14 protein-coding genes and 2 pseudogenes are annotated in these 25,935 nt (G+C 42.2%); 4 read left to right on the top strand and 12 right to left on the bottom strand.

The window, feature by feature from the left end:
- Position 1: 1 nt before the first annotated feature.
- The 7 genes from OCU46_RS18270 to OCU46_RS18240 form a co-directional block, all read right to left on the bottom strand.
- The gene (locus OCU46_RS18270) at positions 2-874 is read right to left on the bottom strand and encodes an MBL fold metallo-hydrolase (protein WP_141272341.1); all 873 of its coding nucleotides are present in this window, start codon (positions 872-874) and stop codon (positions 2-4) included.
- A 173-nt stretch (positions 875-1,047) separates the two neighbouring features.
- Positions 1,048-1,899 (bottom strand): alpha/beta hydrolase, encoded by an 852-nt coding sequence (locus tag OCU46_RS18265; RefSeq protein WP_141272344.1) that lies wholly within the window; start codon positions 1,897-1,899, stop codon positions 1,048-1,050.
- A 76-nt stretch (positions 1,900-1,975) separates the two neighbouring features.
- Positions 1,976-2,491 (bottom strand): hypothetical protein, encoded by a 516-nt coding sequence (locus tag OCU46_RS18260; RefSeq protein ID WP_141272346.1) that lies wholly within the window; start codon positions 2,489-2,491, stop codon positions 1,976-1,978.
- 29 nt (positions 2,492-2,520) lie between these two features.
- Positions 2,521-2,898 carry an MAPEG family protein gene (locus OCU46_RS18255; RefSeq protein WP_141272348.1) on the bottom strand — a complete coding sequence of 126 codons (378 nt, stop codon included), beginning with the start codon at positions 2,896-2,898 and terminating at the stop codon, positions 2,521-2,523.
- A 110-nt stretch (positions 2,899-3,008) separates the two neighbouring features.
- Complete coding sequence (gene glgB / locus OCU46_RS18250; RefSeq protein WP_141272350.1) at positions 3,009-5,186, bottom strand: 1,4-alpha-glucan branching protein GlgB; 2,178 nt, start codon at positions 5,184-5,186, stop codon at positions 3,009-3,011.
- Between the two features lie 677 nt (positions 5,187-5,863).
- Positions 5,864-8,050, bottom strand: coding sequence for a 4-alpha-glucanotransferase (gene malQ, locus OCU46_RS18245; RefSeq protein WP_141272352.1), 2,187 nt, complete (start codon positions 8,048-8,050; stop codon positions 5,864-5,866).
- A gap of 241 nt (positions 8,051-8,291) precedes the next feature.
- A complete protein-coding gene (locus tag OCU46_RS18240) occupies positions 8,292-10,745 on the bottom strand; it encodes a glycogen/starch/alpha-glucan phosphorylase (protein WP_141272354.1) in 2,454 nt (817 codons plus the stop codon).
- A 799-nt stretch (positions 10,746-11,544) separates the two neighbouring features.
- Here OCU46_RS18240 and malT point away from each other — a divergent pair.
- The 4 genes and pseudogenes from malT to OCU46_RS18225 all read left to right on the top strand — a co-directional run bounded on the left by malT (position 11,545) and on the right by OCU46_RS18225 (position 18,644).
- Positions 11,545-14,250, top strand: coding sequence for an HTH-type transcriptional regulator MalT (gene malT, locus OCU46_RS18235; protein WP_141272356.1), 2,706 nt, complete (start codon positions 11,545-11,547; stop codon positions 14,248-14,250).
- A 260-nt stretch (positions 14,251-14,510) separates the two neighbouring features.
- On the top strand, positions 14,511-16,406 hold the full coding sequence (locus OCU46_RS18230; RefSeq protein WP_208733568.1) for a polysaccharide biosynthesis protein: 1,896 nt from the start codon (positions 14,511-14,513) through the stop codon (positions 16,404-16,406).
- 465 nt (positions 16,407-16,871) lie between these two features.
- Positions 16,872-16,919, top strand: a pseudogene (locus OCU46_RS20270) (hypothetical protein); the annotation flags it as partial.
- Positions 16,920-17,031: 112 nt separating this feature from the next.
- Positions 17,032-18,644 (top strand): annotated as a pseudogene (locus OCU46_RS18225) (IS1634 family transposase).
- A 521-nt stretch (positions 18,645-19,165) separates the two neighbouring features.
- Here OCU46_RS18225 and asnB (OCU46_RS18220) read toward each other — a convergent pair.
- The 5 genes from asnB (OCU46_RS18220) to asnB (OCU46_RS18200) are packed head-to-tail and all read right to left on the bottom strand — an operon-like array spanning position 19,166 to position 25,315.
- Positions 19,166-20,902: an asparagine synthase (glutamine-hydrolyzing) gene (gene asnB / locus OCU46_RS18220; protein WP_244311440.1), complete on the bottom strand. Its 1,737-nt coding sequence runs from the start codon at positions 20,900-20,902 to the stop codon at positions 19,166-19,168.
- A 57-nt stretch (positions 20,903-20,959) separates the two neighbouring features.
- On the bottom strand, positions 20,960-21,514 hold the full coding sequence (locus OCU46_RS18215; protein WP_141272360.1) for a sugar transferase: 555 nt from the start codon (positions 21,512-21,514) through the stop codon (positions 20,960-20,962).
- Between the two features lies 1 nt (position 21,515).
- Positions 21,516-22,334, bottom strand: coding sequence for an aldolase/citrate lyase family protein (locus OCU46_RS18210; RefSeq protein WP_141272362.1), 819 nt, complete (start codon positions 22,332-22,334; stop codon positions 21,516-21,518).
- Positions 22,335-22,364: 30 nt separating this feature from the next.
- The gene (locus OCU46_RS18205; protein WP_141272364.1) at positions 22,365-23,474 is read right to left on the bottom strand and encodes a glycosyltransferase family 4 protein; all 1,110 of its coding nucleotides are present in this window, start codon (positions 23,472-23,474) and stop codon (positions 22,365-22,367) included.
- A gap of 29 nt (positions 23,475-23,503) precedes the next feature.
- Entirely contained in the window at positions 23,504-25,315 is a 1,812-nt protein-coding gene (gene asnB, locus OCU46_RS18200) for an asparagine synthase (glutamine-hydrolyzing) (protein WP_141272366.1), read from the bottom strand.
- Positions 25,316-25,935 lie beyond the last annotated feature (620 nt).

Here is a 25,935-nt window from a genome sequence, read left to right as displayed (position 1 = left end):
CTTATTGCTTGAACACATTTAACGGGATTTTCAGATAGGAAATCCCGTTGTTGCCTTTATCAGGAAGCCGACCTCCCCGAATATTGATTTGTACAGCAGGCAAAATGAGAGCGGGCATTGCTAATGTTGAGTCTCGCTCTTTTCGCATCGCTATAAAATCAGATTCAGCACTCCCTTGATGCACATGAATATTGCTTCTTCTTTGTTCACCTACCGTTGTTTTATAAAAACACTCTCGACCATTTGGGCCATAGTCATGGCACATATACAGCTCTGTTTTCTCTGGCAGATCAAGAATTCTCTGGATTGACGCATAAAGTAATGCCGCATCTCCTCCCGGGAAATCACAACGCGCAGTTCCCATATCAGGCATAAAAATCGTATCGCCCACAAAAGCAACGGACTCATCAACCACATAAGTCACGCATGAGGGTGTGTGACCCGGTGTATGCATTGCCCTTATGCTCAACTCTCCCAAAGAGATGCTTTGATTATCCGCTAACAGAAGATCAAACTGACTGCCGTCGGCAACAAACTCACCCTCAAGGCCAAATATCCCTTTAAAAACAGATTGAACAACAGTAACCTCCGCCCCAGTCACTATTTTTGCGTCCAACAGCCCTCGAACATAACTCGCTGCACTTAAATGATCGGCGTGTACGTGTGTTTCCAGTATCCACTGTAACTTCAAATCTTGTTGCTGAATGTATTCAATGATGCCATCAGCAGACTCAGTTGATATCACCCCTGATGCTGCGTCGTAATCCAAAACAGGATCAATAATCGCACTTTGTTTCGTTGCATTATCGGTCACCAGGTGGCTGTATGTGTTTGAACCATCGTGAAAAAAGGTTTTGACTGTTATCCGTTCCATGGCAATCGCCTTTATATTAACTAATGCTAATAAAAGGTTAGAAGCTCTGGCCTTATTTCGCAACGACCTAATTAATAACGTTTAGATATATATTTAAGGACGAGTATATTGATGGGAAATAGCAGCAAGTGTCACACATTAAGGTGTGACACTTGTTAAAAGAAATGGTGTTATTAACTGCGTGCTAATTGGATAAAGTGTTGCTTAACAGGATCACTTTTCATGATCCGGCCGTGACCAAGACCTTTTGTCGCCACTAACGTCACCTTTTCCATCTCATCGGCTGCGCGCTTAGACACCTCAAAGCTCGTAAATCGGTCACCTTCATCATGAACAATAACTGTCGGGTGTTCTCGAAGCTTTAGTTTGCCATACGGATCAATCGTATGAATTGGGTAATGATACTCACTGCTCACCTCTTCAACGACTTCCTCAAAAAGCTTCATCGAATAACCAGAGCGCTTAACGCTACCAAACAGGTTTTCAAGGTATTCAAGTACTGGAGCTATCAACAGCAACGAGCAATCAGTCGCCTTGTGATGTTTACATTCAACGGTCGAGGCTGTGCCCATACTGTGAGCAATGATCCCGTCCACTTTACCAACACTGTCTAAGATTGCCTCTAAACCCTGAACAAAAGCAGGGATATGGCCATAGGCGCCTCCACTTGTGCCATGGGCAGGCTGATCATAAGCAACCGCTGTAAAGCCAGATTCAGCCATAAACTCCATGAGAGGGAAAAACTGGTTGGCGGTGCCAGACCATCCATGATTGAGCACCCAAAGTGGCCCTGATCCCAACGTATAAGTGGTTAAATCACCATGTGCAGATTTAACTACGCCCTTGACCATGCCCTTAGGCTCTGAGTTTTTAGGTTTGCTGCGAACCGGAGTAAGTAGCAGTTGCCTAGCAATCTTACGCGCATGCCTAGGTGCAACCTTATGGTGTACACGAGTACCCACATTCACCAAAGATCGGCGCAGATTGAATTTCTTAGAAGTGTTGAAGTAGATCTTATCGCTCATGTTCGTCCGTGAATCGCAACTATAGAGTGGTTACTCTAACATAGGCAGTCAAATGACTGGAAACTTGTTTTAAGCACTAATCTTTTCGTCTTAAATCACGTGCTAATATCAATGCTAAACCGAAAATTTGCAAAAACAGCGCAATGTTCTTATATCGGCTTATTTGCATATCGTTGTGTGATGTCATTTCTAACAAAGATATGTTGTTGAGGTAATACTTATCGATGAGATCACGTTGCTGGTTCTGCTCTTGCTCTAGCATTAGTGATAGCGTTTGTAGATTCTTTATGGATAGCTCTGGTACAGGTTTACCGGTCCAGACCTCTATCTGCTTGGCCAGCTCTGCATTTACAGTTTGATTACTGTCATCGTGACCCAGCACCACCAACAACGTTTCTTTTTTCCTTTCGAGGTTTTCAACTCGGTTCCAAGCCAGTTGTATTGAGCGTAAATTATTGTTTTGTCCCTCGTATAAAGCCGCATTTTTTCGTGCTAAGTCATCTAGAATTTGACTGGAAATTACTATCGCTAATACATTAAGGAGCAGTCCAAGGAAAACCAGTAACCATGCCGGAGGCCAACCCATCTTCATTTCTCTGCTCCTTAATAATATTCATCCCTTCATGACAACAGTGCCTGCACTACGTTCAATGCTGCAAGCAGTCCAATCACCCCGAACGTGCTCATCATGCCAAATACGCGACCTTTCATCTTTTGATTCAATACCGCAAAGCCGTGTGATAGACGCCCCACCACCAGCAACGCACCCAAGATATGAATAGACCACTCTGGTGCGCCATTTAACTCAGCAAGCATCAATAACAATAGTCCAATAGGAATGTATTCGGTGGCATTACTGTGAGCGCCACGTACTACCGCCAAATCATCGACTTGCCCGTCTGCGTGAGATACTCGGTGTTTACGTCGCTGTTTAATGACTTGAACAGACAGGTAACAGATCCAAACAGCTAAGATTCCTGCGTATAAAGAAGTGATCATAAAATTCCAATTTAAGATTAAAGATAATAGAAGAATAGAACGGATTGCTAGAACAAAAAAACCCAGCGAGTGCTGGGTTTAGTCATTGCGTTTCTATTGTAAGTTAAAAGCTATTTAACTTTTTTATAGAAAACGGTAGATAGCGGTGGCAGAACCATATGTATGGATTGATCTAGACCTTCGCTTTCAATGTTTTCAGTCTTCAGCATTGCTGGAACTTCTACATTGGCACCGTTGTACTTCGCATCATCAGTATTAAGCAACAGCTCGTATTCTGCTTCATTTGGGATACCCAAACGGAACTCATGATGAGGAACAGGCGTAAAGTTAGAAACAACCAACACTCGCTCACCATTTTCATCCATACGCTCATGAGCAAGAACGCTCGCTTCTGCTTCGTCTTGAAGACGCCACTCGAAACCACGAGGATCATAATCAAGATCGTGCAGTGCAGACTCTTGCTTGTACAGTTTATTCAAGTCACGAGTTAGGTTCAGTACGCCTTGATGACGCTCATAATCCAATAGGAACCATTGAAGTTGATTGTCGTGATCCCACTCGGCTGTTTGACCAAATTCCGCACCCATGAAGTTCAACTTCTTACCCGGTTGTGCGTACATGTAGCCCATGTAAGCACGAAGGTTAGCAGTTTTTTGCCACTCATCACCCGGCATTTTATCGTGAATCGCACCCTTACCGTACACAACTTCATCATGAGATAAAGACAATACGTAGTTTTCACTGTGTGCATACATCAACGGGAATGTGATGGTGTTATGGTGGTATTTACGGTGGATAGGATCTTGCTGAATGTAAGACAAGCTATCGTGCATCCAACCCATGTTCCACTTAAAGCCAAAGCCTAAACCGCCCAAGAATGTTGGTGCAGATACGCCAGGGAAAGCAGTAGATTCTTCTGCAATCGTCATTGCGTTCGGGAAGTGTTTGTACACTTCTTCGTTCATCCACTTCAGAGTCGCGATCGCATCGTAGTTCTCGTTACCACCGTCTTGGTTCGGGATCCATTGGTCGTGGCTACGTGAGTAATCCAAGTACAGCATTGAAGCAACTGCATCCACACGGATACCATCAATGTGGTAGTGCTCAAACCAGAACAATGCGTTAGATACCATAAAGCGACGAACATGCTCACGACCTAAGTCATAAATGAACGAGTTCCAATCTTGGTGCCAACCACGACGCGGGTCTGGATCGTGGTACAAAGGCGTACCATCAAAGTTCGCCAAACCATGATCATCTGACGGGAAGTGTGCTGGAACCCAGTCAAGTACAACGCCAAGACCGGCTTGGTGACACTGATCAACGAAAAACTTGAAATCATCAGGCGAGCCAAATCGGCTCGTTGGTGCAAATAGACCAATTGGCTGATAGCCCCAAGAACCGTAGAACGGATGCTCAGAAATAGGCATAAGCTCAACATGTGAGTAACCAAGATCCACAAGGTATGGGATCAGTTCTGCTGCTAGCTCACGGTAGTTTAAGAACTCACCTTCTGCATTGCGTTTCCAAGAACCTGCATGAAGTTCATAGAAAGTCAGTGCTTCTTTACGCTTTTCCGTAACCGGACGAGTTTGCCATGCACTGTCTTGCCATTGATATTTGTTCTGATCGTAAGTAACAGAAGCAAACGAAGGGTATTGCTCGTGTTGGAAGCCCCACGGGTCTTGCTTGTGTGGCAAGCTTTCGCCATGCGGTCCTTTCAATTCGTATTTATATTGAGAGCCTTCAGCTAACTCAGGGATGAATAAGCCCCAAATGCCGTAGTCAAGACGCTGCATCGGATGGCGACGGCCGTCCCACTCATTGAAGTTACCAATGATGCTTACTGCTTGTGCATGCGGTGCGTACACTAGGAAGCGAGTACCTGAAATCGTCTTACCATCGCGCTCTAGCGTAACGAACTGAGAGCCCATATGCTTGTACATCTCTTTTGGAGTGTGCAAGTTTTCAAACTCTTCGTATAACGAATGGTACTGGTACGGGTCGTCAATGATCTGCTCAACGTCACCCCAATGAACCGCTAGTTTGTAGTGAGTAAAGGTTAGGTCACGCTCTTCAGTAAGAACGAACGCATCCATTTCGTCACGTACTAGTTCGATACGCTTTTTACCAAGGATAACTTCTACGCGGCTTGCGCCCGGCATCCAAACAGTAAGGTAACGACCTTTTTCTCTAACAAATGGGCCTAATACTGAAAATGGGTCAGTAAGTGCTGCTTGACTCAACTTATGATAAGCAGTTTGAAATTTGTCCTGAGGCTTCTCCACGCCCAATCTCCTTCGATAATTAATTCTTATTTATAATTTTTATCAGTGAGAGCACCCTGCCCTCACCCTAGCCGTTTTATTTTTGTTAGCGATCTTGTTGCCGCTAAGCTAATTGTTCAGATTAACATACTTATTTGACGGTATGTTGAAAGTCGTAAAAGTGATGAAAAATCAACACTATTAAATTTTAGTGTCGAGATATCAGCGAAGATATGAAGTCACCGTCATTCTGGAAATTACAAAGTAATTATCCAGAATCTTGGAACGCACACTTATTGCAAAAACAAACGTCATCCTGACGAAAGTCAGGACCTTAGATAGTGCCAATTCCAAAATTTTGCACTAGCTAAGTTACTGGATAAACTTCGCTTTCCAGCATGACGAGTGCGTTATATCGCGCACTTATGTAACCATTGATGCAAACAACCGTCATCCTGAACTCGATTCGGGATCTTAGAGAGTGCCAAAACCTGAATTTCACGCTAACTAAGGTACTGGATAGCCATTGCATGGCTTCCAGCATGACGGTGCGACGTGCACCATATCAAAATCCGCTAACACCACATACAAAAATGCCCGCTGAAGCGCGGGCATTTCAGTTCGCTGTGAACTGTAACAAAATTACGAAAATGAAAGTTTGAGCCGTACCGAAGTTTTAGGCATCAAACAGTCAATTATCATTTTTTGGAAGCTTGATCACGAACTTCTGTTAAACGTTTTGCTATGTGGTTTACTTCTTCGCGACCAAACATATCTTCAAGGTTTACAGATAGTTTACGACGCCAGTTCGGATACTCATCGACCGTACCAGGGATGTTCACTGGTTTTTCCATTTCTAACCAATCTTCTAGCTGTACGCTTAGTAGAGCAGAAGAACCAGCTGCAACGTGAAGCTGTAGGCCTTCAGCAAGGTAGCGATCCATAGGAACCCACTCTGCATTTTCACCAATACCCGTCGACAAGAACTGTGGGTTATTTTCACGAATTGTGTTCAAAATACCCTGTTTGCACTCTAGACGATCATCAAATAGACCGGCAAGTTGCTCTTCATTTGGATACAAGCCTAGCTCTGCACCCAGTTTTAGATCATCACAGTGCCAGAAACCGCGTAGCGTTGGCATATCGTGAGTACATAGCGCTGACATAGATTGCTCTGCGTAATCCGCTGGCTTGATGAAGCTACCATCTTCGTTATTCTCGAAGAAGAAAATCTTGTAAGAGTGAACGCCTGCATCACGCAAGATATCAACGATTTCGTCAGGCACAGTACCTAAGTCTTCACCGATAACAGAACACTGGAAGCGATGAGATTCTAGTGCAAGAATGGCCAGCATATCTTCCACTGGGTAGTACATGTACGCACCCTTAGTCGCATTCTCACCCTTAGGAATCCACCAAAGGCGTAGAAGGCCTAATACGTGGTCAATACGTAACGCGCCACAGTGCTTCATGTTAGCGCGCAATAGCTTAACGAACGCATCGTAACCCGTTGCTTGTAACACTTGTGGGTTTAGCGGTGGCAAGCCCCAGTTTTGACCTAAAGGACCTAGAACATCTGGCGGAGCACCGATGCTTGCATCTAAAATCAAGTTGCCATCATCAGCCCATGTCTCAGAGCCAGAATCCGCTACACCTACTGCAAGGTCACGGTACAGACCAAGGGTCATACCCTTCTCTTCCGCTAGAGCTTGAGCCTCATTGATCTGTGTATCTGCAATCCACTGCAGGTACATGTACAGTTCAACAAGGTCTTTATGATCTTTAATAAACTTCTGAGAGCCCGCGCTATCAAAGCGGCGGTATTTCTCAGGGAATACAGGCCAGCCCCACATATGATCATCGACATCACGCAGTGTTTTGTGCATTGCATCGAACGCTGCTTGATGCAGTAAGCTCTCTCCGCCCTCTTCAACAAAACTCAAAAACGCTTGTGCACGCTCTGTGTTTTTGTCTAGGTGACGCGACTTAAACTCAGCGAATAGAAGAGGCAATACCGCCATCTTAAGATCAGACACTTCGCTGTAGTTTACGTGCTGAATCTCACGCGCTTTTTGTAAACGCTGTTGGAACTCAGCGCTGCCTACCTTCTGCTGCGCTTCCACACTTAGCGCAAATTCAGGAACTGAACTTACATCTATGTACATGATGTTCAGCCAGCGACGAGAAGATGGGCTATACGGGCTAGCGCCTTCTGGATTTGCTGGGAATAATGAGTGAATAGGGTTTAGACCCACAAAATCACCGCCACGAGCAGCAATATCACCCACTAGTTGCTTCAGATCGCCAAAGTCACCGATACCCCAGTTATGAGGAGTACGCAGGGTATAAAGCTGGATGCTTGGACCCCACAGCTTTTTGCCGTTTTCAATATCACTTTGTTTGAAGCACGCTTTTGGCGTAACGATCAGTGTCATCTCATAAGGCGCTTTACGACGCTTACGAGTCACGATCAGCTTGTGGTAACCCCACTTAATTTCAGCAGGCAATGCAAAGACCAGAGGACCACCTTCTTTACGCTCATCTCTTACGATCTGAGACTGCAAGTAACCTTCAAGAACCTCGCCTTGCTCTGTTTCTAAACGCCATGCAAACTCACTTTCACGAGCGCTCACGCCTAGGTTTAGTTCCACTTCTACTGGCTCGTCATCACGAACCACCAGCACTGGCGCTAATACTTCTTTCTTATGCTTTTTTTCTGCAGATTTAAGCAGTGCTTCATCGCTGCTCGTATCGTAACCTAGAGCTGCAAGTAAGCGTTCAATGGTTTCATCTTCAACGCTTGCTTGGTCTCCCCAAGCACTGACATAGCTATCGGCAATACGAGCCATTTCAGCGACTTTTTTTAGTGCGGATTGTTCTTTCATCGCTCTCTCCGAAGACGAAACACGCCTTCAAACAAAATAATATTGGTGTATGAATAAATGGTGCAGAAACAATTCATGCACCAATAAATTGGTTTAATTACCGTCATCCTGATGAAAATCAGGATCTTAGAAAGTACATTAGTAAGCCCTGTACTTCCTAAGGTCCTGGATATTTGCTATGCAAATTCCAGGATGACGACAGAGTGCAAGGGTGAGAATAATTCCCACCCTTGCTATTTGATTAACGCTTAACTGGTTCTAGTTTCCAGATATTGTTCACGTAGTCGCGAATTGAGCGGTCAGAGCTGAACTTGCCAACTAAAGCCGTGTTCAGAATCGCTTTCTTCGCCCAACCTGCTTGGTCTTTGTACTGCTCGCCCATGTCTTCGTGAGCTTTCACGTAAGAGGCAAAGTCAGCAAGACATAGGTACGGGTCGCCACCGTCTAGTAGGCTATCGAATGTTGCACGTAGCTTACCTGGTTCACCTGGAGTGAACTCTTCGCCTAGTAGAAGGTCCATAGACGCTTTTAATAGGTGATCAGCATTGTAGTAGTCGAATGGGTTGTAGCCGCGAGCACGAGTCTCGTTAACACCATCAACGTCTAGACCGAAGATGTAGATGTTCTCATCGCCTACTTCTTCACGGATTTCAACGTTCGCGCCGTCCATCGTACCGATAGTTAGTGCGCCGTTAAGAGCCATCTTCATGTTACCAGTACCTGATGCTTCTTTACCTGCTGTAGAGATTTGCTCAGATACGTCAGATGCAGGAATGATGATCTCTGCAAGGCTCACGCGGTAGTCCGGCATGAATACCACTTTCAGTTTGTTGCCGATGCGAGAGTCGTTGTTGATCTTCTCTGCGATCTTGTTGATTGCGTAGATGATCTCTTTCGCTAGGTGGTAACCCGGCGCCGCTTTTGCTGCGAAGAACACAACGCGTGGTACCATATCAAACTCAGGATCGTTCAGCAGACGATGGTACAGAGACAAGATGTGAAGCATGTTTAGGTGCTGACGCTTGTACTCGTGTAGACGCTTGATTTGCACGTCAAAGATAGCATTGGTATCAAGCTCGATATCCATGTTCTCTTTAACCCAATCAGCAAGACGCTGTTTGTTCTCTTTCTTAACAGCCATGTATTCTTTCTGGAACTTCTTGTCGTCTGCGAATTTCGCAATGTCAGACAATTGATCTAGATTTGCTGGCCATTGGTCACCGATCTTCTCAGTGATAAGCGCAGATAGACCAGGGTTACAGAACTTCAACCAACGACGTGGTGTTACACCGTTTGTTACGTTGTGTAGGCGCGTTGGGTATAGCTCATTGAACTCAGGAAATAGGTCTTTCTTAACCAACGCTGAGTGAAGTGCCGCTACGCCGTTTACTGCGTAAGAACCAACAACACATAGATTTGCCATGCGAACCATGCGGTGGAAACCTTCTTGGATGATAGAAAGCTTACGTTGCTTCTCTACATCGCCAGGCCACTTAGCGCGTACTTCCATTAGGAATTCGTGGTTAATACGGTAGATGATTTCCATATGACGAGGAAGTAGACGCTGAATTAGCGACTCAGACCAAGTTTCAAGTGCTTCTGGAAGCAATGTGTGGTTTGTGTAAGCAAACGTCTTCGTAGAGATAGACCATGCTTTATCCCAACCAAAGCCTTTCTCATCAACAAGAATACGCATCAATTCAGGGATTGCGATAGTTGGATGAGTATCGTTTAGCTGTACTGTTTCGTACTTAGGTAGATCAACCAGTGCGTGACCCGCAGCTTCGTGGCGACGAAGAATATCTCGGATAGATGCAGCAGAGTGGAAGTACTGTTGCATTAGACGTAGCGTCTTACCTTTTTCATGGTTGTCGTTCGGGTAAAGTACTTTAGTAATGTTGCCCGCATCGATAAGTGAGTGCTGAGCTTCAAAGTAATCGCCGTTGTTAAAGCTCTCTAGAGAGAAAGGTGCGATTGCTTGACATTCCCACAAGCGAAGTGGGTAAACCGTGTTTGATTCGTAACCTACGATTGGCAGATCCCAAGGCATAGCACGAACAGACATACCAGGAACCCAGCGACGTTTCTCTTCGCCATTCTCCATTACTGTTTCAACGTGACCGTAGAAACCAATTTCTTGTGCAATCTCAGGACGTACTAGTTCCCATGGGTAGCCTTCAATACCACGCCAAGCATCTGGTGCTTCTTGCTGTGCACCCTCTTTGAATGATTGCTTGAATAGACCGTATTCGTAGTGAAGACCGTAGCCTACTGTTGGGAATTCTTGAGCCGCACATGAATCCATGAAACATGCTGCTAGTCGGCCAAGACCACCGTTACCCAATGATGGGTCACGCTCTTCTTCTAGAAGGTCAGTTAGGTTGAAGCCCAGTTCACCCATTGCGTCAGTCACTTGCTCATAAAGGCCCATGCTGATCAAGTTGTTGCCCGTTAGACGGCCAATAAGGAATTCTAGTGATAGGTAGTTAACGCTTTTTGCGTTTGTGATTTTTTCGTCTGATTCAGTTTTAAGCAGATCAAGGGTAGTGAACTCAGCTAGGGCTTGGCCCATTGCTAGATACCATTGACGAGTAGATGCATTTTCTTCAGTCGTTGCGTAAGTCGCAGTAAGGTGCTTTTTAACGTTTGCTTGGAATTGTGTTTTGTCGAACTTTTTTTGTTGAGCTGGTTTCATAAAGGAACTCTCATCGTTTTAGTAATTTCCATCTGTGTTCATCATCCGTTAACGCTGGCAATGCTTCATCCTCCTATTAAGGGGGAGTATTAGGAGGAGTATTCGGGGCGTAGGGGGGGAGAGAGAAACAAGTTGTTGAGCCAGATCCCACAATATGGGGCTGACCCCATACAAGGCGAGACAATGATCACATTAGAATGCAAATACACATTCAGCCAGCAGATAGGAGTGTGAGCAAACTAATTTTCGGTATTACAAAAAACGTGAAATCAATCACGCGAAACCACTGCATATTAAGTGATTCATCCCGAAATCTTGTGCAAGCCTAACCGAACGGACCTCTCAAAATGCAGGGATAGTCGATCTTCATCACAAATCTAAGGCGTAGAAAGCAGAAATAGAGGATTCTAGGAGTAATCCATAGCAGGATCGATGGCAGGAAAAATTGTGGAAGTAAAAGTACTCCTCACTACCCGATGTGGGAGTACTCAGTAAATACGAAGCACTAACTACATTAAAACAAACGCGAATAATGACGCAAAAACGTCATCCTGAACTTGATTCAGGATTCTAGAGAGTGCTAAAGGCTTAATTTCGCACTCACCAAGGTACTGGATAAGCTTCGCTTTCCAGCATGACGGTGCGCTAAATAGCGTGTGGATATAAAAATGTCGAAAAATGTCATCCTGAGCTCAACTCAGGACCTTAGATAGTGCCAAAGCTCAAACTTTACGAATACTAAAAACAATTAAAATTGGCTAGCCAAAAATAACAATAAAGAACAAATAGGTAAGTAACCATGTGGATCCCATCAAAACTGACTCGCCCTGGACGCCTTCACAATGCAATTGTACGTCCTCGTGTTTTGGATTTACTCCAGCAAGCACCTTTCTATAAGTTAGTATTACTCCGCTCTCCAGCGGGTTATGGCAAGACCACAATGGCAGCACAATGGCTGTCAGACAAAGCTCATGTAGGTTGGTACAACCTTGATGAAAGTGATAACGACAGTTACCGCTTTATAAACTACTTCATCCAAGCGCTTAATAAGGCAACGGATAATGCCTGCACTAACTCTCAGGCTCTAATCGAGAAGAGACAATACTCTTCCCTGCATACATTATTTGGTGAAATTTTTGGTGAGCTAACCAACAACGTACATGAAACCTATTTAGTGCTAGATGATTACCACTTCATTAACAATGAAGAGATCCACGAGGCAATGCGCTTCTTTATTAAGCACATGCCAGATAACCTAACAGTTGTCGTCACCAGTCGCTCTAACCCGCCACTGGGCACTGCAAACCTTCGTGTGCGCGATCTGATGATCGAAATTGATGACGATTTGCTGGCGTTCGACAAAGAAGAGACGACACGCTTCTTTAATATGCGCATGAAGGAAGAAATCGACGAGACTACCGCCGATGACCTGCGAACCTATGCAGAAGGTTGGCCATCAGCCATGCAGTTAATTGCTGTGCAAGCCCTGCAACAAAACAAACCTATCCAGCAATCATTGCAAAATATCAGCGAGTTTAATCATACCCATTTGTGGGACTACCTTGCAGAGGAAGTGTTTGACTTCGTTGATGCCGATACCAAAGAATTTCTTATGCAATGTTCTGTACTAGACAACTTTAGTGACCAGTTGATCATTGATGTGACAGGTCGCGAAGATGCTCTGAGCATGCTAGACAACCTCAACAAGTACGGTTTATTTCTAAGCACTGCATCAAGTGAAAATAGTTGGTATCGCTTCCATAACCTATTTAGTGAATTTTTGACGCATCAACGCCATACTCACCTTCCCCAGCAGGAAGTTGCGTTGCAAACTGCAGCGGCTCAATCATGGCTTAAACACGACCGTCCTATCCAAGCACTGGTGCATGCACAGCGCGCAAAAGACTCAGAACTATGCGCTAGCATCATGCAAGAGCATGGTTGGAAGATGTTTAACAGTGGTGAATTAACCACGCTAGAAAAAGCTATTGCAGAGTTGGACACCGATCAACTTTACAAAACAGCCAAGCTACCGCTTTTAAGAGCTTGGCTTGCACAAAGCCAGCACCGATTTAACACCGTTGGTGACTTACTAGCGGAAGCGAAACTTGAGCTTGATAAGCGAAACATCCCACTATCGATTAAAGAGCAAGGTCAAGTCAGAGCGCTTAGAGCGCAAGTAGCGATCAACCAAGGTAAGCCAGAAGAAGCACTTCGATTGGCGGAACTAGCATTAAGCCAAATCGACAACAACGACTTTAGAAGCCGTATAGTAGGCACCTCTGTCATTGGTGAGGTTAACCACGTGTTAGGCCGTTTAGATCGCGCCCTACCTATGATGCAGCAAACTGAGAAACTCGCTCGTCAATATCAGGTATTCCACCATGTATTGTGGGCATTGATTCAGCAAAGCGAAATCTTAATCGCTCAAGGGTTCATTCAAGCGGCCTATGAGCTTCAAGATCAGGCATTTAAGGTCATCGAAGAACACCACTTTCAGCAAGTGCCATTGCATGAGCACTTATTAAGAACCCGCGCTCAAATCCAATGGTGCTGGAACCGATTAGACGATGCAGAGCTTTCTGCATACAAAGGCATCGACGTGTTGGCAAACCAGCCTAGTGGTCATCTCCATAGTTATTCTATGTTGGTTCGAGTAGCAATGGGCCGAGGTGAACTGGATAAAGCAGGCCGTTTCGTGAAAAACATTGAAGCGCTACTCGCTGAATCAAACTACCACGTCGATTGGTCAGCGAATGCTTCTTTCTCGCAAATCCAGTACTGGCAAGCGAGCAAAGACATCACGGCAATTCATAACTGGCTGATTCAGACTGAAACGCCAACCGATGCGACCAACCACTTTAATCAACTGCAACTGCGCAACATCGCTCGCGCGCAAATTGCCTGCGATATGTTAGAAGAAGCGCAAGACACCATCGCCTTCTTACAAGAACAAGCGCACACTCACGGATTGGTAACAGACATCAACCGCAATCTAATTGTCGAGACGGTACTCAATATCAAACTCGATAATGACGTGACCGCCAGCGAGAAACTAAAAACCGCCCTTAGCATGACCAACCAAACTGGCATGCTAGGCAACTTTATTGTAGACGGTGCAAGTATCAACAAACTTCTAGAGAAACTCGTTAACAAAGGGCAACTCGGTGACCTTGAACGCCACCGCGCATTGCAACTACTCAAAGAAATCGGCAACAAACAACGCAGCCGCGCCGTCCACTTTGACGAAGAGTTCGTTAACCAGCTAGTAAACCACCCGAATATCCCAGAGCTGATTCGTACCAGTCCCCTCACCCAGCGTGAATGGCAGGTACTAAACTTGATCTATTCTGGTTTTAGCAACGAGCAAATTGCCCAAGAGTTGGATGTGGCAGGGACTACGATTAAGACGCATATCCGTAATTTGTATCAGAAATTGAATATAGCCAATAGAAAGGAAGCGATTGAGACTGCTGAGAACTTGTTGAGTTTGATGGGGTATTAAACTCATTTAACCTTAAGCTAATAAATTTGCCCTCCATAAGGGTTAAGTCATAACAGTCTAGCTAACAAATTCATGCCCGATATCTACTATCGGGCTACTTTTTCCTTTGAACACAACTCCATTAGTTGGAATAATTTACAAACTGTTGAATTGACGCATATCTTCTGACATTTGATCGAGCATTATTTACTCTCTCCCCTACAGACAACAACTCCTTTTGACGTTAAAATCACGGTTGGATTGTCAAAAGATGTACTTCAATGTTCAAACTTAAATACATATGGAATTTACCACGAATTTCAAAACGCATTATCAGCGTATTTGTAGATTCGTTCTTCATTATTTCGTCATACTACGCAGCTCACTGGGCTCGTCTCGGGGATTTAATGTGGCTACCTAAGTATGACAATCACAACGTGCTTCTCGGTACGGCAATCATAACAATATTTGCATTCACCAAACTTGGGCTGTATCGCGCCGTATTGAGGTACCTTACGTTTCATGCTTTGTATGTCGTAAGCCTAGGTACTTTGATATCTACAGTATCTATCGGTCTTCTTGCCTATTACTTCAACTCAGATGTGCCCCGTTCTGTTCCTATTATATATGGCGCTTTCCTCGCCTTATGTTGTGGTGGTAGCCGCCTAATTATTCGAGTTCTAGTTAGTCAGTCATTTGATAAGAATAGAAAGAATGTACTTATCTATGGTGCTGGTTCTGCAGGGCGTCAGTTAGCATTAGCCCTTCGCTCATCTGAAACTCACAAAGTAGTAGGATTTATTGATCAAGATAAAACACTTGAAAACACCATTATGATGGGATTAAAAGTACTCAAAATAGCCAATGTCGAAAAGCAGATAGACCAGTACAATGTTCAGCAAGTTTTGTTAGCAATTCCGAGCGTTTCTAGGGCCAGAAGAAAAGAGATACTTGATGAATTAGTTCATCTTTCAGCTGAGGTCCTAACCATCCCTGATATGGGGGATATTGTTTCTGGTAAAGCGAAAATCGATGAACTGAAAGACGTAGCAATCGAGGATTTATTGGGACGTGATCCTGTTGCTCCCCAGCAATCGCTGATGGAAGCAAACATCAAAGGAAAAAATGTCATGGTAACCGGTGCTGGTGGCTCTATTGGCTCAGAACTCTGCCGCCAGATCATTCAGCAACTACCTGCATGCATAGTTCTATTCGAGTCATCAGAATTTGCTCTTTACCAAATAGATAGAGAGCTACAAAACCTGATAGAAACACAGCAATTGGATACTAAGGTCTATCCTATTCTCGGTTCAATTCAAAGACTGAACCGTCTCACCACTGTAATGAAAGCCTTTAAAGTGAATACGGTCTACCATGCGGCAGCCTATAAGCATGTTCCACTCGTTGAATATAATGTTATTGAAGCGGTTAGGAATAATATTTTCGGCACTTACTATACGGCACAAGCTGCGATAAAAGCTAATGTGCAATCCTTTGTTTTAATTTCTACGGACAAAGCAGTGCGTCCTACCAACGTAATGGGGGCGACGAAAAGAGTAGCAGAGCTGTCTCTGCAAGCGCTTTCTCAGAAAACGAGTCACACTACACGCTTTTGCATGGTACGTTTTGGTAACGTACTCGGATCTTCTGGTTCAGTGATTCCATTATTCAAGAGACAAATTGCCCAAGGTGGCCCTATTACTGTTACCCACCCCGATATTATCCGCTATTTCATGACCATTCCTGAAGCAGCTCAACTCGTAATACAAGCTGGCGCAATGGGCAAAGGTGGGGACGTGTTTGTACTAGATATGGGAGAGCCAGTTCGTATTGTTGACTTAGCTAAAAACCTTATTCATCTGTCAGGGCTAGATATAAAAACTGAAGAACAGCCACTTGGTGATATTGAAATAGATTACTCAGGCCTTCGTCCCGGTGAAAAGCTTTATGAAGAGCTTTTAATTGGTGACAACGTAGAAAAAACTGCGCATTGCCGCATAATGACAGCCAATGAAGAGTCCCTTACCGAAGCTGAATTCGAATGTCTTGTTGAAAACCTAAATCAAGCGTGTCATAACTTTGATCATCAAGCTATTCGTCAGATTTTGCTTGACGCACCAACTCAATTTAACCCTACAGATGGGATTGGTGACTTAGTTTGGTCGGCAAAAAAATAAATATTACAAAGCATTAAACTGAATAAATGGTACTGTTGAATAATTAGCGGTGAGGGACAGGTTGAGATCACGAATGTTTTGTGATCACTTAACACGATTGATTTGAAGATAAAATTTAGGTTTGAGCTTATACTCTCTTTTGGAGAGAGTAAGATGGCCGATATCTTTACAAAGCGTTTTCATACACTAGCTAACCCAAGGCAGTCAGCAAAGGTCAGTTATCCACTAATTGATATATTAGTTCTTACTGCTTGCTTGGTAACTCTTCAACTGCGAGACCTTGACAGCAAAGTTATGTGACGAGGTTAATTTGATCCCATATTTGACTTGAGTGATCTTTTAGTGGTGGCAATCCGGAGGTATGAGTAAGTAAACATTACCTTCGTAACCAGATTTCAATTCGCCTGAAGAGGCGACGGATATCATCCATTTTTATGGAATAAGCTTGCCGAACTAGAAGATCAGCTAAACCAAAATAGCCGCAACTCTTCTAAGCCATCATCCCGCAGCTGATTTGAGAATTTAAATAGTGTGATCATTGTTCGTTTATAGCGGTTATTACCAGATAACTTTTGACTGTGGACCCCAGCTTTGAACTATTGTTGTTATTTATCGGGCGCTAATTATGTCTGCTCCTCAATCTGTCATTAAACGTCTAGATTACTTAGGGTTAATCGCTGCTTTCTGCCATGGAGTCGGATTGCCCGGCATTATCGACCGTATCATTCCTAAGTACTCGAACACAGCGTCTTACATGGAAATGCTGTCTTAGCGATGATTTTAAATGGTTTAGGTTTTCACAGTAGAACGCTGCACATGTTAACTGCCTTCTTTGAGACTAAGCCTGTCGGCAAGTTGCTAGCCAAAGATATCTAGCCCACCATTTAACTGAAGGTGTGCTTGGTCGCACGGTGAATGCTTTGTATGAAGCGAATGTATCCGCTCTATATCAAGCCATTTCTGAGCATGTTGTTGATAAACTTGAACTTAAAACGGGCTCTGTTCACCTTGATATCACTAGCTTCCATGTGGATGGTGAGTATGGACAGGACGAAGACATTAATGCCATTAAACTAGTCAAAGGCTACAGTCGAGATCATGGTCCAGAGCTAAACCAAGTCGTGCTTGAGTTAATATATGAGAATCAAGCAGGTCTGCCCGTGTACATTCAGGCACTCACTGGCGATACGAATGATGCTAAAGCGTTTTCAGGTGTGACTAAGCAACATATTCACTGTTTAAAGGTCGCTCAGAACAGTCGCTACTTCATCGCGGATGCAACATTGTATACTGAAGAGAGCATCCGTTCACTGGATGAGCAAAAACAGAAGTTTATCACCCGTGTTCCAATGACGATTAAGTCGGTCAAGCAAGCCTTTCTGTCCCTTGAGCCAGAGCAGTTAAGCTCTATTGATAACGACTATTCTGGCTGTTGGCTCGACGCTGACTATGGCTCAGTGAATCAGAAGTAGTTGTTAGTTCATAGTGAGCAAGCAACTAAACGAAAAGCAGTAAGCTTCTACAAAAGCTTAGATAAAAACATCACCAAAGAACTAAAAAACCTAAGCCAACCCACTAAAAAACCGTTTGCTTGTACGATTGATGCAGAGCAAGCAATGGACGAGTTTGCGAGTCAGTGCCACTTACTTAGTTTTGCGCAAGTTAGTATCCTCAAAGAACCCATCTACACGACAGTGGTCGCCCTAAAAAAGGGCGAAGCCCACAGGACATTAGTATTTTATTCAAGCTACGCCTTTTACCGATCTAGAAAAAGTCGAACTGGCTAAGCTTAAAGTGGGAATGTTTCTACTCGCGGCCAATGATACAGACACAATGGCAGGGTTACTTGAGCATTACAAATCACACTGAAAGTAGAGTGTGGTTTTCATTTACTAAAAAGCCCAGAATTTCTAACGTCATCCATTTTTCTGAAGAAGCCTCAACGGACCGAAGCGTTGCTGATAATCATGACTCTTAGCCTTCTCGCGTACGCGAGTTTAGAGCACGAGATCCGAAAGTAACTGATGGCGACCGACGAATTCTTATGGTGAAGAACAAAAATACAAGCAAACAACAGCACGTCGGATGTTCTTGAAATTGGAAGGTATAGACACTCTTGAATACAGTGGCCAGAGCTTAATAACAGGCATTCAAGAGCACCAAGCTCGGCTACTCAGGCTTCTTGGTAGACTATATGAAGCAGTTACTCCTGAATTGGCTGCGGAATCTCGGATCTAGATTGCCAGTCTACTATTTCTTTTTTCAGCGCATTTGTCACTCGAGAGTACGTGTCTAGGTGACATCTCCGCGCCGTACCACGCGTCGAAAGCAATTACGATGCCACGTGCACTAACGCCTTAGACATAAAGTCACGAGATTTTATCAACCATAGAGGTAAATCGTGATTGATGTTCTTTAACTAGTTTTGGCTCTAACGAGCCAAAACTAGTTAAAGAAGTGCCAAGTACAAATTATCCACCTTCGACTTAGAGAGTTGATGTTTATCGTAACCAAGGTGCGCACCAATCTCAGCATTGAGTGACGCCTCAACAGTCATTTTCTTGAGCATTTGTCTGAACTCAGTTAAATCTTAAGGGGATTTAATTGGTTTTAGTGCTTCTTTAGCAAAAGCTTCAAGTTCTCTCTTGTTCATATTGCGTATTTTTAGACTTTACAGCTTAGTTTAGGTAATTTCGTAGAATTTATGACAGTCTCATTAAGTGTAACCCTAACAGTTACACTTAATTTTTTACAGGCCCCTAACGAATGGCTATATCGTCAGAAAGGAACTCTCTGCACCAAAGTTCAAGCGCGAGCAGTGCCCTTATTTTCCTTGTGTTATTCTCTATGTTATTGCAATGCTTTTCAAATAGATCGCTAACTTCTTCTTCATTAACGTAATTCTTTAAAACAGAATCAGCACTGAATAACAACTCTTTACAATACTCTTTCATTGAATCTTTAAACCACTCTCCTACAGGTACCGTAAACATTTGCTTTTTTCTGTAAGCGAGATCACTGCCAATAAGCGGCGATACAGCTTTTTTATAGATATATTTGGTTTCCCCATCTGATAGTTTCAATTCGCCTGGCATGGAAAATGCCAACTCTATCATTCTGTAGTCGAGGAATGGAGCTCTATTTTCAATAGATACAGCCATTCCCATCCGGTCTGGTTTAACCAAATTATTTCCGGATAATAGTAACTGGGTATCGATATACAGCGCTTGGTTGACTCTATCCATGTGAGGAACTTCGTCAATTAGACTTTTTACTCTCTCCTGACAGTAGTCAGGGTGTGATTCTGGACTATTTTTTAAAAGGGTGTTTAACTCATTTTTCGTAAACAATGAAATATTTTTTGCGTACAACTTAGCAAAATCGTCTGAATCTAACTTAGTAGTGTCATGATTATGAAAGAAGTCCTTATACTTGTCATAACCAGCAAAGAGCTCATCCGCACCATCGCCAGTTAAAACCATTTTCACGTCCTCAGAAGCTAGTTCAGCTACCTTTAGTGTTGGCAAAAAAGAAACGTCACCATGAGGTTGATCACAATGATAAGTTGCCTTAGACCACTCTGACAGCAAGTTAGGTTCTACTTTCCTTAATTTATGTTCGGTACCGAATCGTTCTGCTGCGGTTTCAGCAAAAGGGGATTCATCGTACTTAGGATCATTGAACCCGATACAGTATGTTTTTACCTTCTGCTTCATATGCTTGGACATAATGCCAACGACAGAACTAGAGTCGACTCCACCAGAAAGAAAGGCGCCAAATGGAACGTCAGATCTCAATCTTATTTTAACCGAGTCTTCTAAAATACTGTTAAAGTCAGCTATCCAACTAGTCTCTGACCTAGCTTGTTGGGTAATTGACGAAAGGTCCCACCACTTTGCTTCTTCAACACCTTTCGTATCGACCTTCAAATAGTGACCAGGTTTAACATGGAAAACACCAGAAAACATTGTATTAGGCATGGGAACATAGTTAAAAGACAAGAACTCATGCAAGGCCTTTTCATCAAGTTTCACTTGAGTTACTGCCTTCAATAGTGCTTTTATTTCCGATGCAAATACTAAACGATTATTATCAAGACAAAAGTGTAATGGTTTCTCTCCTACACGATCACGAATCAAAAACATCGCATCAATACGTTTATCGTATATAGCTATTGCAAACATTCCGTTGAGGGATGAAATACCAGAAATTCCGTCACGTTCATACAATCTGAGTATAGTTTCAGTATCACAATTAGTCTTACAAGGATAACCATCTTCAGCGAGTTGGTTGGCAAGTTCGACGTGATTAAAAATCTCACCATTTTGAACAACAATGATATCCTTACTATCGGAGTAAAAAGGTTGATCCCCATGCTCCAAATCTAATATTGCTAACCTCTGATTTCCCAAAGCAAAGTATTGGTTGTGGTCATAGTGAATACCTTGCCCATCTGGTCCTCTATGCCTTATCGAGTCACCCATTGCTTTGAACATGTCAAAACTCATAGACTCTTTGGTCAAATCATAATATCCGAATATTCCACACATTGATTAATAACTGCCTTTAAATAATAGTTGCTTGATTGTTAGAATAATGATTTTAAGGTCATAAGAAAACGATAGTTTTTGTACATACTCATAGTCTAGTTCCCATCGTTTTTCCCAGGAATCTACTGAGCGAGCCTTTGCTTGAGCAAGGCCTGTTATACCAGGAAGGACACTATTTCTAATCTCCCATTGTTCCGTGGTATATTCTGACTGTTGTTGCGGTACGTTTGGTCTCGGCCCCACAATACTCATATCGCCAAAGAGTACATTAATGAACTGAGGGAGTTCATCCAAGCTTGTTTTTCTTAAGAATTTACCTACGGGTGTAATTCGTGGGTCTCCCCTGTGGGTCGAATAGCCTCCTACTTTGTCGGCATCAACAATCATGCTCCTAAACTTATAAATAAAGAAAACCTTACCGTTAAGCCCCACACGCTTTTGTTTAAAAACAATGGGACCTCCATCAAGCTTCACTATAATAGAAATAAGCAACAACACTGGACAAAAGAAAAACAGTGCCACCAAAGAAAAACAAATATCGAAGAGTCTTTTCAACACATCACCCCTTTATGATATTAGAAATTAATTGTTTAAAATTTGAGTACTCTAGATCTTGCGTTGTCTTATCGTAATCAGAACATCTAGACCTTATAAGTTCCAATTTATTAAGCTCAGCCTCGAAATCAATTCTTTTCTTTAACTCATCTAAATTTTGGCTTCTCATGTGAAAAGACCGCGACAAAATGACTCCACTAGAGCCGAGCCTAACCTGTTGGCCCATTACTGCTTCTCCAGAAACTATCCCTTCATTTGCCCTTGCAATCCCACCAATACCGAAAGGTTTACGTAACTCTCGAGTCCAAGAATCAATTAGCCCATTGGCAAGAGGTTCAAACATAAATTTAAGACCCATATCAAGATGAAGATCGTTCAAACCAAAATGTAGCTCATCTACGCAATCCAAATCATCTAGTTCTTTTGCTATTGATGCTGCGGCCTGTGTTTCGATCAACGGGATAAATTTCACTCGCCCATCAATTATCTTTCCAAATTTAGTTACTTCTTCAATGGTTCTGAACATAGGTAACATTAGAATGTCAGCACCATTTTCAATTGCAAGTTCTATTTCCTCTTTAGTTTCCCTATTAAAAGGGTTCAGCCTAACCAGCACATCAGCTTTTTCTAATGAACTCTTAACAACCTTGATATCATCAAAACTATGCTTGCTAATTACGGTATCGAGATGGCCTTGCCGTTCTAATTTATTCAAGCGCTCGAGATCTATAAATATCCGATTAACACCAAAACTTTCAACATACTTTGCAATCTCTGGATTATTCGTTATGAACAGATAATTAAAATACTTATTTTTGGACATACTAATATAACGCCAATTTAATGAGAGTTTTTACAAGCCATAGGCTACGCTGATTCTATCGCACACTTTTTGAATAGTAAGTTTATCCAAAACTAGTGCATATCCTCGATCACCCATTTTCCGTCTTAGCTCTTCGTCAAGAATTAAAGGCTTCAAAGCATCAGCCAAAGCTTCTACATTTCCTGGCTCTACCACAGTGCCTGCTCGCCCATTATCTGTTAGTTCAGAAAGACCACTAATATCACTTCCAACCCAGGGTTTACCGAGCGCCAACGCTTCCACAATTGCGTTAGGAAATAATTCTCCCTCGGTAGACGGTTGACAGTAAATATCTAATGCCATGTGATACACCTCGGACTGCATTTGCCTTCCTACAAAAATGACCTGAGATTCCAAGCCTAACTCTAAAACCTTGTCTTTAGCTTCAGTCATTGCAGGCCCATCACCTACAAACATTAATTTCACTTTCATATCAGTTGACAAATTCAAACTTGGCAGAGCTTCAACCAGTACTTCTTGCCCTTTCCAACCAGAAAAAGCACCTACATGCCCTATTAATATCTCATCTTTCTGGACGTTATATTGATCCCTCATGTGCTCATAAGACAACTTTTCCCTATCAAATCGGGTCAAATCTGCACCGTTATATGTTACTATAATATTATCTTCAGAAGCCCCTAAACTTATAAGTTTAGTCTTTGCGTACTCACACACAGCAAGTAACGTAGCAGGATAGAACCTATATAATAAGTTTCTATATTGATGTGTCGGTCTTAATTCAACGCCTCTAACACTACGAACAATCCTTATTTTATGCGACCTACAAAACAACGAGGCAAAATAAGCAACGAAACTACAAGCCGCATTGTGACTGTGTATTATCGATATATTATTTTCTTTAATTATCTTCGATATTTTATACACCGATCGAAAGAAACTTATTGGGCTTCTTTTATTACGACTTAATTCTGGGACTTCTATAAAATCGTAACCAGATTTCTTTATTGCTTGATCCATTATACCTTTAGCGCCAGCGAAGAACGAATCATGCCCTCTTCTCTTGAACTCCTGCGCGATTCTAAGCGGTTGCGTACCTGGACCGTTATCCAAATACTCAGATCTCATGTGTAGTATATTCATTTTATAGTATCTTTTCTCACTTTGTTTATTTAAGACGAGATTTTTTTCCAAAACATAGCAAGGGAAAACAGCGCGAGTATTCTCTGAGAGTTATCTCTAATTTCACCATAGTGCTCAGAGAACAATTTATCAATTGAGTCGCGTGTGATTAAATCTTGAATGTTTTGGCTATTTCTTACGATGCTTTCTATTTCTCTACCTAAATCCCCTTTTAACCAATCCTGAGAAGGAGTCCTAAAACCTTGTTTCTTTCTTTCTACCAAATCTTTATTTAATATTCCAGATACAGATAGGAGTTTCCTAAGCGGTGTTTTTCCAACATTAAAATTCAAACAATCTCTCATTTTGAATGTAGAAGCCTTAGCTAACAAGTCTAAATCTAACAAAGGAACCCTAGCTTCCATACTGCTCCTCATGGTTATTCGATCTGTTTTCTGAAGTAGTTTTCTATTTAATGAATTTTCTCTCTCACAATTAAGAAGATCGGTTAGATTGCGCAGTCGGTGACGTTTAACATCGTTACTTAATAGCCACTCGCAATTGCTAAAAGGACCGTAACTAATCGTAAAAGGGTTACACATTTTTAACAACAAGGACAGCTTTCGACCAATCGGATGCTTATTACGCTCTAATCTATAAGACAACTTATTGAATAATCGATGAATGTGAATATTCCATTTGGACGTAGCTGACATCAATACCTTCAACCACCAGTACCTATGATGAGTATAACCGTAAAATAATTCATCACCTCCATCACCAACTATACAGACCTTATGTTCAAAAGATGCCTGTTCTGCAAGTTTTAAAAGTGGAATGAGTGCAAAATCGCATATTGGTTCGTCCGAAAAATCAATCGCTTTCATAAAATAGTTATTTAGTTCGCTTTTATTGATACTAACTACTTCGCAATCTAAGCCAAGTTGGTCCGCTACCTGTAATGCGTAAGATGATTCATCAATACCATCATTTCCTTCGAACGAGAAAGTAAAGCATTTAATGTTATATCCAAGCCGAACTAAATTTACTGCTAATAGAGTTGAATCTATTCCACCACTTAAAAACAAACATATTGGTACATCCGACATGACCTGCCTTTCTATGGCGCTTCGGATGTATATATCAAGTGGTTTTGTCGTATCTATATCCGACTTATATTCAATTGAATGCTCTACTAAATGTACACTATCTGACCTCAAGGTTAAGATTGTGCCAGGTAAAAGTTTAGTTATTTGTTTAATGCCTGTCGACTCACCTATAAACATTCCATGGTACAAGTAGTCTAACATGGCTTCTTTATTTGGTATCAACTCCACACTGAACAGTTCTTTTAAACATTTGGACAGTGCTAATAACTCAGATGAAAAAACTACTAATCCTTCACTTTTGTAGACATAAACTGATTTGATACCTAGAGGATCAACGGCTAAATGGATCGCACCTTCCAAACTATCAAACAAGGCTAATCCATACATGCCATTTAGATTATTACAGAAACTCTCTCCTCGTCTGAGAAACTCAGAAATAATGACCTCAGTGTCGCTCTTTGTTTTATATTGATAATTACTGCTTGACCTTAAATCATTATGATTATAAATCTCTCCGTTAAACACTAGTGCGATAGATCCTTCTGAGTCAAACATGGGTTGCACTCCACCAGAAATATCAATAATGCTAAGCCTAAGGTGACCCAACAAAACTTTCTTATCTTCTGATAAAAAACAGCCCTCGCTGTCCGGTCCTCTATGACCCATTTCACTTAAAAAACACTCATTTATTTTATCGGCCAAGCTTTTACTTATATACCCTTCACGTTTTACAACACCGTAAATTCCGCACATTATCGTATACTCTTTATCATTTATTGTTATCCTTTTTATGACTTTCCTGTCCTAGAAAACCTCCAGACGATAAGGAAAATATCACTGCGTAAGTTATATAAATCGGCCTATATAAATCTGGTCTCTGGTACATTGAAAGTAACCAGATAACTGTAAAAGGAATTAAATAAGAAACTTTCCTCAAATATCTTGAGAACGCTATAATAGATGTAGTGATAATTAAAAATATTATTCCAAATCCGTAATCATGAATAAACAACAATATTGAGTAACTCTCTGTGTTCATGTTCAAAGAAGATAAGTCAGACCCGAAAATAAATGCGTATAATGACATATTATCTATATAGTAACTCCACATATCGACGAACAATCCAACGTTTCTATTATCAAAATTCGAACTTAAAAGCCTACCAAATGTATAGTAATAGATCGAACTATTTACACCAAATATATATTTTATGGCGACGAAAGATAGTCCTATACACATTAAGAATATAGGTGCTTGTTTTATCGAGCGCTTCCAGTTTACTAATAAGAAACCAACAAACGATAAAATTATGAAAGCCATGGACAGAGAGAATATGCCGCTTAATAGAATAACTTTAGAGTACCAAGAATTT

It is taken from the genome of Vibrio comitans, assembly GCA_024346835.1.
GTDB lineage: Bacteria > Pseudomonadota > Gammaproteobacteria > Enterobacterales > Vibrionaceae > Vibrio > Vibrio comitans.
The sequence above is the reverse complement of the archived record's forward strand: the minus strand, read 5'-3'. Positions and strand labels throughout refer to the sequence as shown.